The following is an 11,972-nucleotide window of genomic DNA, read 5'->3' on the forward strand; positions in this document are numbered from 1 at the left end:
TGTGAATCTTTCTGGAGTCAGGAATGAAAGTAACACTGCCAGAGTTTGAACGTGCTGGAGTAATGGTTGTTGGGGATGTGATGCTGGATCGCTACTGGTATGGGCCGACCAGCCGCATCTCTCCGGAAGCACCAGTACCGGTGGTTAAGGTCGACACCATTGAAGAGCGTCCCGGCGGCGCGGCAAACGTGGCGATGAACATAGCCTCTCTGGGCGCGCACTCGCGTCTGGTTGGCCTGACCGGTATCGACGATGCGGCGCGCGCGCTGAGCAAGTCGCTGGCGGACGTGAACGTGAAGTGTGACTTCGTTTCTGTTCCGACCCACCCGACCATCACCAAGCTGCGCGTGCTGTCACGTAACCAGCAGCTGATCCGCCTCGACTTTGAAGAAGGGTTCGAAGGCGTTGATCCCGAGCCGCTGCACGAGCGCATTAACCAGGCGTTAGGCAATATCGGCGCGCTGGTGCTGTCCGACTACGCGAAAGGCGCGCTGGCCAGCGTGCAGACGATGATCCAGCTGGCGCGTAAGGCCAGCGTACCGGTGCTGATCGATCCTAAGGGCACCGACTTTGAGCGCTATCGCGGCGCAACCCTCCTGACGCCAAACCTCTCCGAGTTTGAAGCGGTGGCGGGCAAATGCAAAACCGAGGAAGAGCTGGTTGAGCGCGGCATGAAGATCATTGCTGACTTCGAATTATCTGCGCTGCTGGTGACCCGCTCCGAGCAGGGGATGACGCTGCTGCAGCCGGGCAAGGCGCCGCTGCATATGCCAACCCAGGCGCAGGAAGTGTATGACGTGACCGGTGCCGGTGATACGGTGATCGGCGTGCTGGCGGCGACGCTGGCGGCGGGGAACTCTCTGGAAGAAGCGTGCTACTTCGCCAACGCCGCGGCAGGTGTGGTCGTCGGTAAACTCGGTACCTCAACCGTGTCCCCAATCGAGCTGGAAAACGCGGTGCGCGGCCGTGCGGATACCGGCTTTGGCGTCATGACCGAAGAGGAGCTGAAAGTGGCCGTTGCTGCCGCGCGCAAGCGCGGTGAAAAAGTGGTGATGACTAACGGCGTGTTCGACATCCTGCACGCGGGCCATGTCTCTTATCTGGCGAATGCGCGAAAGCTGGGCGATCGCCTGATTGTGGCGGTGAACAGCGATGCGTCCACGAAGCGCCTGAAGGGTGAAACGCGTCCGGTGAACCCGCTTGAGCAGCGTATGATCGTGCTCGGCGCGCTGGAAGCCGTGGACTGGGTGGTGTCGTTTGAAGAAGACACGCCGCAGCGCCTGATTGCCGGTATTCTGCCGGACCTGCTGGTGAAGGGTGGGGATTACAAGCCGGAGCAAATCGCGGGCAGCGAAGAGGTCTGGGCCAACGGCGGCGAGGTGATGGTGCTCAACTTTGAGGACGGGTGTTCAACCACCAACATCATTAAGAAGATCCAGAAAGACAGTCAGTAAAAAACGGGCCTATTGGCCCGTTTTTTTATGTCGGGTGGCGGCTGCGCCTTACCCGACCTACGCGTTCATTCAGGCCCGGTAAGGCATAGCCGCCACCGGGCACAACAGGCCGCACTATGCCTGGTCATCCACCGGTGGAATGGCTGGCGCTGGCTTCACTTCTTCCGGCGCATTGCGGTTTTCCAGCTCGGTCAGACGCTGTTCCAGCAGTGCCAGCTTCTCGCGGGTGCGCAGCAGAACCTGGGTCTGCACGTCAAACTCTTCGCGGCTGACGAGATCAAGGCGAACCAACTGCGCCTGCAGCGTCTGGCGGATTTTCTTCTCAACGTCATCACCAAATTCACGAATGCCTTTTGGCATAGACTCGTGAACCTGACGCGCAATTTGCTCAATTTTCTTCGGGTCAATCATTGTCGTTTCCCTTGATGAAAAGGTGTTAGTGTCCATTGTAGCGCGTCATGCCCGGGGTAAACAAAATTGTTTGATGCTTATGCATTGCCCAGGATAATCAATAGCGTTATAGTTATCTCGCTTATTCTCAGGGCGGGGCGAAATTCCCCACCGGCGGTAAATCAGCTTAACGCTGAAAGCCCGCGAGCGCTTTGGGTGAATTCTCAAAGGTCAGCAGATCCGGTGTAATTCCGGGGCCGACGGTTAGAGTCCGGATGGGAGAGAGTAACGATCCAGTCGGGCATGGGCCCGCTCACGTTATCTTTTTGCCGCTTATACGGCGCTCCTAAGACTGCCCTGATTCTGGTAACCATAATGTTAATGAGGTTTTTTTACCATGAATCAGACGCTACTTTCCTCTTTTGGCACTTCAACTCAACGTGTTGAACATGCACTGGATGCACTGCGCGAAGGCCGCGGTGTGATGGTGCTTGACGATGAAAACCGTGAAAACGAAGGCGACATGATTTTCGCCGCCGAAAACATGACCGTTGAACAGATGGCGCTGACCATCCGTCACGGCAGCGGCATCGTATGCCTGTGTATTACCGAAGATCGTCGTAAGCAGCTCGAGCTGCCGATGATGGTCGAAAACAACACCAGCGCCTTTGGTACCGGATTTACCGTGACCATTGAAGCGGCGCATGGCGTGACCACCGGTGTGTCTGCGGCTGACCGTCTGACCACCGTACGTGCCGCGATTGCTGATGATGCGAAGCCATCCGATCTGCATCGTCCAGGCCACGTCTTCCCACTGCGCGCGCAGGCGGGTGGCGTGCTGACCCGCGGCGGTCACACCGAAGCGACGATCGACCTGGTGACGCTGGCAGGCTTCAAACCTGCGGGCGTGCTGTGTGAACTGACCAACGACGACGGCACCATGGCGCGTGCGCCAGAGTGCATCACCTTCGCACGTCTGCACAACATGCCGGTGGTAACGATTGAAGATCTGATCGAGTATCGCCAGGCGCACGAGCGCAAAGCCAGCTGAAATGGCTGATGTGAAAAAGCCGGGGAAACCCGGCTTTTTTGTCTCTAGTGATAGTTAATTTTGAACAGCACCACCGTTTCGAACGGGCCGGACTGGATCGCTTTTCCTTCGACCGGCGACAGCTCTGCGGTGTATTGCTGCTCATGCTCAAGCGTGCTGCCCGTAAAATCCACGTATTCGTTGTAGTGGTTAAAGGTGTAGGGCTCGGTTCCGTTAAGGATCCTCAGCTTCAGGCCATTGCCTATCAGCAGTGCGGTATCGTTGGCGGTAAGCGCTTCATTTGTATAGAACGACGAGTCCATTTTGAAGCCATCTGAACATTGGGCATCCTGCACTTTCGTCGTCTTCACCGAAAAGGTCCGTTTACGCGTCTGTTGATTCACGATATCGCGTGCGCTAAAGGTGCCGAAATCAATCTCCTGGTTCTCAGGGTAAATACTGAACGTTGCCCCGCAGTCCAGAACGGTAATATTTTGCAGCCCGTTGATGTGATATTTGAGGTTTTTCGCATCCGACATCTGGTTCACGCCGCCTTTTCCGTCAAACTGGACAACGATGTAATCGCTCAGCGAGCTGACGTAGCCGTGAGGCGGCATGGCTTTAATTTTTACGTATAAGCGCAGACGAGCAATGAAGGTTCGTGAAGTGTGGATATCATCCGGGTTACCGGAACAGATACGATTTTCCCATCCCATTTGTCGGATCTGCTCGGGGGTATAAATCGTGATGTTTTGGTTGTCCAGACACTGTCGGGTATCGACGCCGTTAGGCTGGCCTTTTGCATCGTAGTCTATCCCTTCATAGGTTACGCCCAGTTCATAATAGGGATCGGAGGTTGAAGGATAAGGATTCACCCAGCCAAAAATATCCTCCGGTTGAAAGCTGCTTGTGACATTGTGGTTGCATGTCACCGGGATTTTGATGTCATCCGATTCCCAAATTTTCTCACCTGCCTGTGCATTACTGGGGATAGCAAACGGCGAGATCGTTTTAGTTTCTTCTACGGGGCCGCCCGAACCGCCCAGGTAGCAGTCGAGCGCCAGCGCTTCTCTTAAAGGCAGCACTGAGAGCAGCACTATGAACAATACGTTAGCGAGATTGCGCATCTTTTTCGATCTTCCGTTCGGTGAGCGAGCACTGCGCCGTTCCCGCGCACTGTACGTCGACCTTTTTCAGCGCGCCGTAATCGTCGATATAACCGATGCTGTAATAGTTACCGTGGTAGTCACCGGTAGAGGTTGTTGCTGTCGCGTAAGGCGCAAGCATCAGGCTGTCGAAGCCCGGCAGCATGGTTCTGGCATTCTTACTGAGCCACGCCAGCGTGATGTAGTACGGCGTCGGGTTATGTATGGTCAGCCCATTCGCAGTGGCTGAAACTTCCATCCGCATTTCCGCCTGCTCGCCGGGTTTTTTGGTAATCGCTTTAGGGCGCCAGAACAGCTTGATCCTGCTCTGCATCGCCACCTGCATGACGCTGCGTTCATCGCTGGCGCTGGTGCTTTTCGGGGGCACTTCGCGCAGGTTGAAATAAAACAGGGATTCTCTGTCTTTCGGTAACTGACTGGTGGCCGCTTGCTTAACGATCCTGACCTGCGATGCGGAACCCGCTTCAATGCGTTGAATCGGAGGCAGCGCCATGAAATGCCTGTCTTCTTTACGGCCTTTCTCATCTTCAATCCAGGAGAGCGCCAGATAGGGCAGCGCTTTACTCTGGTTTTCAATCTTCAGGCTGCTGGCCTTGTCGCTTTCCGGAAAGACAATGCGCGTGCGGTCCAGGTTTACGGCCGCGTGAGTGGTGAATGCTGTGCCGACCAGCATCAGGCACAGGCTTTTGAGTAAGGTTAATTTCATCATGATTTCTTACTGACATGGCAGTATCAACTGCATACTGTTTTCAAGGTGTGAAGGTAACGTGAAGCGACACTGCTGATTGTCTCCCCACGTCACGCGAAACTGTTGTTGTGGCTCTACGGCGCCGAGCCAGACGTGGCCGTCATCGGCGACCATGGCAATCTGCCGATCGTCTTCAAGCTGGCGAACAACGGCGCCCAGCGGCGGCGTGCCAGAGGAAGTACGTAAGATGCCTGTGATATCATTGCCTGCACGCGTCGCAATCTGACGGTACCCGATGGCGCCTTCCGTCCAGGTTGAGGTGACGACGCGGGTGTCAACGTCTACGCCATCGGGCAGGTTGTTCATATTGACCTGCACGCTGGAAGGCGAATAGCTGGAGATGGACGGTAAAACGCCAATCCCGAAGCGATTGGTTTCATCCCGCGACATGTTCAGCGGGATGTTGCCTACGCCATCGGTACTGACCATCACGCGCGGCTCGTTACCGTAGCTGCGGCGGTGCAGCGCAGCGCCTTTAGCCGTCGAGGTGAATGAACCGGTCCAACTGGCACTCAGGGAATTGTATTCGTTAGCCTTAATACTCCCGGAGAGATTCAGGTCGCCATAAGGAGAATAATGTTGATAGTTGCCGCTCACCTGCGCGCCGGCATCTGACTTCTCGCTTTCGGTACCTGCCGAAACGCCCCAGGTGTTGTTGCGGTCTGATGTGTCATACCACGATACGTTCTGGCTCAGACTGTCGCTGTTGCGCAGGTCGTAATTCAGACGATGATCGGGATCGAGCGGTACGCTCAGTGAGAGATAGAACTGCGTATCGTCGTCTTCGTCTTCATAGTGGGTTTTACTCCATGACACGGTGACGCCCAGATTTTTCCAGCAACCGATATCAAAGTTATAGCCTGCGGTCACGCTGCCCGTCGTGGAGGAGGAATCGTTCCACCAGGTTTGACGCAGCATGTTCACATAGAGGTTGAGCGATAGCGCCGAAATGTACTGGCTTGCCGTCACGCTGAGCGTCTGTTTTTCTGACTGCCGATCGTTATTGTCATCATCCAGAAAACGGGCGTAGCTGAGAAACTGCGGGTCGGAATAGCGATAACTGGCGAGCGTAAGCTGGCTGCCGGTGGTATCGAAACGCTTACTGTAGTTGAAACGGTAGCTGTAACCTGTCTGGCTATTCTGATTGGGCAACTGGCTGGTTGCCTGCGTCACGTCAAAAGAGAGCGCGCCCAGGTACTCCATGTTTTGACCTATTCCGGCGGCAACGGACCGGTAGCGATCGCCATCGGCGAGCGTACCGCCGTAGAGGGAGGTTTGTGACAGCATCCCCCAGGAGAATTCGCCGCTCATAAACGCGTTATCTTCAACGTCATGCGAGGCGTCTTTGCGTGCTTTTCCTGCCGCCAGCTTATAGCGAACCTGACCTTTGCGGGTTAAAAAAGGCACCGATTCCGCAGAAACCTGGAAGGTGCTTACGCGCCCATCCTCTTCTGCCACTTTGACGTCCAGCGTACCCTGTACAGACTGGTTTAGATCCTGAATAACAAACGGCCCTGGCGGAACGTTGCTTTGGTAAATGACACGGTCAGCCAGGCTAACCGTTACCGTGGCGTTAGTTTGCGCGATGCCGGTAATTTGTGGCGCGTAGCCGCGCAGCGACCATGGCAGCATGCGCTCATCGCTAATCAGGGAGGCTCCGGTATAGGTGAAGGCATCAAAAATAGCGGACTGGAAATCCGTTTCACCCAGTGTGAGTTTGGCTCCGAGCGAGGGGAGAGGACGGAACATATAGAGGCGTGAAAAGCGCCCGTCATTCTCTGAACCTGCGTCGGTATGGGTTTGAGTATACTGATAATCACCGCGCAGTCGCCACGCGCCCATATTCGCGCCGGCAGTGCCATAAGTGTTGACGTTATCCGTGCTGCTGCCATCGTTCGGCTGGTAATGACTGGCAAAAAGATTGTAATCCAGTAGTATGCCCGGCACGCCGTTGTCCCAGGTTGAAGGGGGCATCCAGTCTGCGGCACGGTACTGTAACCAGGCCTGAGGTATTGTGACCTTCAGCGTCTGGCTGGATTGCTCAAAATTAAATTTAATATCCGGTTTTGATGCAAAGTCGACGCACCCGTCTTTTTCCGCCAATGCGCTACGGATATTGTCCTGCAGAGCAAATGTATCGGCCAGTTCAGGTGGAATACAGACTTGTACGCTCTTGTTTATCTCCTGCCAGCGGAGCTGCCAGCCATTTGCCAGCGGGATATCATTAATTGAAACGGTAACAAAATAGTCGCCTGGTGTGATCGATATTTGATCTTTAAAAAGAGATAAATCAACGCTGCCACGCTGATCTTTATCGATGGCATTGATGTTAAATTCGGTGGCGGAGGCAAGTTCCACCATAAACAGGGACGTCATAATAATTATGCATTGTAATTTATATGTCATCGCCCTGTTACTCAAATAAATACACTCAACGCCGGCTGACATTAAATGCCAGCCGGTTTAATTTGAAACATGGCGTAGTTATTTATACGCCAGAATATAGTTGGCTGTAGCTTCCACCTGGCCAGCAGTCGCCGTTTTACCCGTTACCACTTCCATTAATGCTTTGAAGTGCAGCGTTTGAGTCGTTGAACCTGCCAGCAGAGCAACCTCATTAGCAGCACCCAGCGTAATGTTGGCTTCGGCGTTATTCAGAAGACGAACGCCCACGTTCTGTGCACCACTTGCATAGGTATTGGTCATCAGACTGGTGTCGGTCGCGTCTGTCGCTGAGCTGGTAAACGTGACATCGACTTTGGTCACTGGTGTGTCAGTCTCGTCGGCCGGATCGTCAAGCTGGCAGTTTTCCAGATTGATATCAACCGGAACAGCGGAGGACTTCTTGTTGGCATTGATCACAGCTGTGGTCACTTCACCGAGATCGACTTCTTTATCAACGCTGTCTGGTGCAATGCTGCAAGGCGCATCAATCACAACGCCTTTGAATTTGATTTTTCCCGACCCCTGCTCGGCAGCAAAGGCGGAACCCGATACTGCGGCAGCGATAGTTACAGCTAATAGAATTTTTTTACCCATATACATGAAAATATCCTTTTTCAAACGAATTCATACTCTGAATATAAGTTTCAAAACGCAAATGGAGTATATGGGAGGACGAAGGGGAGATGCGATTACTGCATCTTAAAGCTATTTTAAGATTATTTTAATATATAATTAATGTTGATTGTAAGTATCGGCTAACATTCATAATATATGCAGTAACTCAGATAATGGACTGATAAAGTTTCATCATTCTATTTCTATGAGCTATATATTTTGCAAGGGCTTTGTAGGCAACAAAATAACGTATCATTTCTATCTATATCTTAACGTTTCGAAAGTCTGCCTCCGTATTATACGGAGGCAGACAAATCCTAACCGATACCTGCAGATTGCAATAACACCAGGCTTAAGCCCATGACTGACATTCCGCACAGCACGCCATAGCTGGGGTTGTTATTGGGATCGATCTCTTTCGCCAGCGGCATTAATTCATCGACGGAAAGCGCCACCATAATCCCGGCAACTGTGGCCATAATGGCGGCCATCACGACAGGGGAGACCAGGCTTCCGAGAATCAACCAGGCCAGGACACCGCCGAGGATTTCAGCCATCCCGGAAATTCCTGCCCAGAATACCGCGGTACGTTTCGAGCCCGTGGCGGCATACACCGGTCCGGCGACCGCCAGTCCTTCAGGAATATTGTGTAAGGCCACCGCCAGCGCGATGCCAAAGCCCATTTCCAGATTGCTGCTGGCCGTCACGTAGGTCGCGACCCCTTCCGGGAAGTTATGCAGGCTAATCCCCAGCGTGAGCAGAACCGCCGTTCGCTTAATATTCCGCGGCACAGGCGTTACGTTTTTCTGCATTAAATCCTGGGGATGCGCGTGGGGTAGCATCCGGTCGAGGGCAAAGTAACCCAGCAGGCCAACGACAAACATGCCGTAGCCCAGCAGGGGAGACATCCCGTCGGTGCCCAGCGCAGCAGGGAGCATCTCCATCAGGGAGATAAGCAGCATGATCCCGGCAGCAAAGCCCAGCGAGAAGGCCAGCACGCGGTTTGACGGCTTCTGACCAAGCACGCCGAGGATTGCGCCGATAAAGGTCGCGGCGCCCGCCAGTATGGTCAGGATCAGAGGGACTGACATGGATTGCTCCTTATGATAATGATTATCATTAATATAAATGATTCATTTCTGGCAAAGCGAGGGGCGAACTCCGGCTTTACACATTCCTTACATTCAAAATTCCTGATGATGATCTTCACGCTTATCAGCGTTCATCTTTGTCCGATTGCGCGTAATGTAGCACCATTAAATTGACACCTTCTGTAAGGATATCATCATGACTTCTTCCCGTATGCCAGCCCTGTTTTTAGGCCACGGCAGCCCAATGAACGTTCTGGAAGATAACGTCTATACCCGCGCATGGCGTCATCTGGGCGAGACGCTGCCGCGTCCAAAAGCGATTGTGGTGGTATCTGCGCATTGGTTCACCCGCGGCACGGGCGTGACCGCCATGGAAGCGCCAAAAACCATTCATGATTTTGGTGGCTTCCCGCAGGCGCTGTATGACACGCATTATCCGGCCCCCGGCTCGCCTGAGCTGGCACAAAGGCTGGTGGATCTGCTGTCGCCTGTTCCGGTTGCGCTGGATAAAGAAGCCTGGGGCTTTGACCATGGCTCATGGGGCGTGCTGATCAAAATGTATCCTGATGCGGATATCCCGATGGTGCAGCTGAGCATCGACAGCACCAAACCGGCTGCCTGGCATCTGGAGATGGGGCGCAAGCTGGCGACGCTTCGTGATGAAGGCATCATGCTGGTGGCAAGCGGCAACGTGGTGCACAACCTGCGTACGGCGCGCTGGCATGGCGAAAACACGCCATACCCGTGGGCGACCGCTTTTAACGACTACGTTAAAGCGAACCTGACCTGGCAAGGCCCGGCTGAGGCGCATCCGCTGGTGAACTATCTGGATCACGAAGGCGGTTCGCTCTCTAACCCGACCCCAGAGCACTTCCTGCCGCTGCTGTACGTGCTTGGCGCATGGGACGGTGAGGAGCCGGTTACGATCCCGGTCGATGGAATAGAGATGGGAAGTCTGAGTATGCTGTCGGTGCAGGTAGGGTGAAAACATGCCGGGTGGCGGCTTCGCCTTACCCGGCCTACAGGTCGAGCGTAGGCCCGGTAAGCGTAGCGCCACCGGGCAAGTCTTACTCCACAAAAATATGCGGGTAGAACCGCGACAGATCCTGCGTGATCAGCGCGCGATCTTCGCGAATGCCAATTCCGGCAGGTTGATCGTTAATGAGCCAGCTGCCAATTAGCGTATAGCTGTCGCCAAATTTCGGCAGTTGATAGAACGCCTGGACGATCATCCCTTCCTCGCCGTAAGGCCCTTCAACCGCTTCCAGCGTTTTACCGTTTTCGATGATCGACACGTTCGCGCCTTCGCGGGAGAAGATCGGCTTAACGACGTATTTCTCCATCTGCGGGTAATCATCTTCCGCAAAGTACGCTGGCAGCAGGTTCGGGTGATTCGGGAACATCTCCCACAGCATCGGCAGCAGGGCCTTGTTGGAGATAATGCTCTTCCAGGCCGGTTCCAGCCAGCGCACGCCCGCATCTTCCAGCTTGGTGGAGAACATCTCGCGCAGCATGTACTCCCACGGGTAGAGCTTGAACAGGTTGCTGATGACCTGATCCTGCATGTCCGTAAACTGACCTTTTTCACCCAGGCCGATATCCTCGATATAGAGGAACTCGGTCGCCACTTCCGCTTCGGCGGCGCAATCCTGCAGATACTGAACCGTGCCACGATCTTCTTCCGTGTCGCGGCAGCAGGCGAGATGCAGCAGGTTGAAGCCAAACTGCTCGCGCAGCTCGGCAAAGCGCTCGATCAGCTTCTCCTGCAGGCTGTTGAACTGGTCGCTGCCTTCCGGCAGGTTTCCGGCATTGGCTTGGTCTTCCAGCCAGATCCACTGGAAGAACGCCGCCTCGTACAGGGACGTTGGGGTATCGGCGTTGTTTTCCAGCAGCTTAGGCTCGCCTTTGCCGTCCCACGCCAGATCCATGCGAGAGTAAAGCGAAGGCTGATTCGTTTTCCACGACTGGCGGACAAAGCTCCAGGTGTGCTTTGGAATGCGAAACTTGGCCATCAGCTCGTCGCTGTCGATGACTTTTTCCACCACCTTGAGGCACATCTGGTGCAGCTCAGCCGTGACCTCTTCCAGCTTCTCAACCTGGGCCAGGGTGAGCTTGTAGTAAGCGTCTTCACACCAGTACGGCTCGCCGTACATGGTGTGGAAGTTAAAGCCGTACTCGGTGGCTTTTTCGCGCCAGTCCGGGCGCTCGGTAATACTGACTCGTTCCATGATTAGCCGCCCATTGAGCGAGTAGAGGTGCCTGATGCACTGCGCTGCATGCTGGTCTGTTTCGCCACAGACTCACCGAACCCGCCGCGGGTGATGGTGCTGGTGGTCGCAGGCTTCGGCGCCATCGCGGTTTTCGGTACGGTTACGGTGCGGCCCGGAGTCGCTGCGCCGTAGCCTTTACCGCTGGCATCGGTATATTGACCGTAAGCCGGGCTGGCCGGGTTTTTCGAGCTAAACAGCGGCTGCTGCTGGTAGCCTGCACCGCCGCCCATCAGACGGCCCATCATGTAGCCTGCCATCAGCGGCATCCAGAAGCTGCCGCTGGACTGCGCCTGTGCCTGATTTTCAGGTGCCGTGCCTGCCTGAGCCGGTGCCTGCTGGCACTGACCTTCACCAAATTCCGCTACGCAGTCTTCGCGTGAGGCATATTTCGGCGCGGTGCGTTCCGCTTCTTTCAGCGCGTTGGTGTAGGCCGTTTTACATTCGGCCGCTTTACCGGTTGCGGCGGAGCAGTCGTCCGCGTTTTGATACAGCGAAACCGTTTCATCATTTTTCTCACAGCCTGCCAGCATAAAGACAGCGGTAACCGCCAGCGCAACAGGGGTGAGGTGACGTGCATTCCAGCTCTTGCGGAACGACGCGTGATTGATCGTTTTTGTCCGTTTCATGTTTGTCTTCCAGGACCCAGTGGTAATAACGCTCAGGATAGAGGATGAGTGGTTGAAAATGAAGCGAAGAGGGGCGGAATAAGGGGGATCTTTACGTTGGCTTACGTTCGGATGTGATTTTGCGCCGGGTGGCGCTG

Annotated in this window: 11 protein-coding genes and 1 riboswitch; of the genes, 3 read left to right on the plus strand and 8 right to left on the minus strand. The window is 54.7% G+C overall.

The window, feature by feature from the left end; translation table 11 throughout:
- Positions 1-23 precede the first annotated feature (23 nt).
- A complete protein-coding gene (gene hldE / locus ACOTXT_RS07780) occupies positions 24-1,454 on the plus strand; it encodes a bifunctional D-glycero-beta-D-manno-heptose-7-phosphate kinase/D-glycero-beta-D-manno-heptose 1-phosphate adenylyltransferase HldE (protein ID WP_008502962.1) in 1,431 nt (476 codons plus the stop codon).
- A 114-nt stretch (positions 1,455-1,568) separates the two neighbouring features.
- On the opposite strand, the gene ubiK is transcribed toward hldE, so the two are convergent.
- A complete protein-coding gene (ubiK, locus tag ACOTXT_RS07785; protein WP_003862539.1) occupies positions 1,569-1,865 on the minus strand; it encodes a ubiquinone biosynthesis accessory factor UbiK in 297 nt (98 codons plus the stop codon).
- Positions 1,866-1,984: 119 nt separating this feature from the next.
- Positions 1,985-2,135: riboswitch (FMN riboswitch) on the plus strand.
- Positions 2,136-2,241: 106 nt separating this feature from the next.
- On the opposite strand from ubiK, the gene ribB reads away from it, so the two are divergent.
- Positions 2,242-2,895 (plus strand): 3,4-dihydroxy-2-butanone-4-phosphate synthase, encoded by a 654-nt coding sequence (ribB, locus tag ACOTXT_RS07790; RefSeq protein WP_008502964.1) that lies wholly within the window; start codon positions 2,242-2,244, stop codon positions 2,893-2,895.
- A 44-nt stretch (positions 2,896-2,939) separates the two neighbouring features.
- Here ribB and ACOTXT_RS07795 read toward each other — a convergent pair whose 3' ends face one another.
- The 5 genes from ACOTXT_RS07795 to zupT form a co-directional block, all read right to left on the minus strand.
- Positions 2,940-4,001: a type 1 fimbrial protein gene (locus ACOTXT_RS07795; RefSeq protein ID WP_021242314.1), complete on the minus strand. Its 1,062-nt coding sequence runs from the start codon at positions 3,999-4,001 to the stop codon at positions 2,940-2,942.
- The gene (locus ACOTXT_RS07800; protein ID WP_055322143.1) at positions 3,985-4,746 is read right to left on the minus strand and encodes a fimbrial biogenesis chaperone; all 762 of its coding nucleotides are present in this window, start codon (positions 4,744-4,746) and stop codon (positions 3,985-3,987) included. The genes ACOTXT_RS07795 and ACOTXT_RS07800 overlap by 17 nt, the downstream gene beginning before the upstream one ends.
- Before the next feature lie 9 nt (positions 4,747-4,755).
- Entirely contained in the window at positions 4,756-7,194 is a 2,439-nt protein-coding gene (locus tag ACOTXT_RS07805) for a fimbria/pilus outer membrane usher protein (RefSeq protein ID WP_055322142.1), read from the minus strand.
- Between the two features lie 78 nt (positions 7,195-7,272).
- Positions 7,273-7,833, minus strand: a complete 561-nt coding sequence (locus ACOTXT_RS07810; RefSeq protein WP_021242311.1) for a fimbrial protein — start codon at positions 7,831-7,833, stop codon at positions 7,273-7,275.
- A gap of 332 nt (positions 7,834-8,165) precedes the next feature.
- Positions 8,166-8,939 (minus strand): zinc transporter ZupT, encoded by a 774-nt coding sequence (gene zupT / locus ACOTXT_RS07815; RefSeq protein ID WP_008502969.1) that lies wholly within the window; start codon positions 8,937-8,939, stop codon positions 8,166-8,168.
- Between the two features lie 196 nt (positions 8,940-9,135).
- Between zupT and ygiD the strand changes: the two genes are divergently transcribed.
- On the plus strand, positions 9,136-9,924 hold the full coding sequence (ygiD, locus tag ACOTXT_RS07820) for a 4,5-DOPA dioxygenase extradiol (RefSeq protein ID WP_055322140.1): 789 nt from the start codon (positions 9,136-9,138) through the stop codon (positions 9,922-9,924).
- 82 nt (positions 9,925-10,006) lie between these two features.
- Here ygiD and ACOTXT_RS07825 read toward each other — a convergent pair whose 3' ends face one another.
- Together ACOTXT_RS07825 and ACOTXT_RS07830 are read right to left on the minus strand one after the other, a co-directional pair.
- A complete protein-coding gene (locus ACOTXT_RS07825; protein WP_055322139.1) occupies positions 10,007-11,167 on the minus strand; it encodes a glutathionylspermidine synthase family protein in 1,161 nt (386 codons plus the stop codon).
- Between the two features lie 2 nt (positions 11,168-11,169).
- The gene (locus ACOTXT_RS07830; RefSeq protein WP_008502972.1) at positions 11,170-11,835 is read right to left on the minus strand and encodes a DUF1190 family protein; all 666 of its coding nucleotides are present in this window, start codon (positions 11,833-11,835) and stop codon (positions 11,170-11,172) included.
- Between the last annotated feature and the right edge of the window lie 137 nt (positions 11,836-11,972).

It is taken from the genome of Enterobacter cloacae complex sp. IR5422 (assembly GCF_049238165.1).
In the GTDB taxonomy this organism is placed as follows: domain Bacteria; phylum Pseudomonadota; class Gammaproteobacteria; order Enterobacterales; family Enterobacteriaceae; genus Enterobacter; species Enterobacter roggenkampii.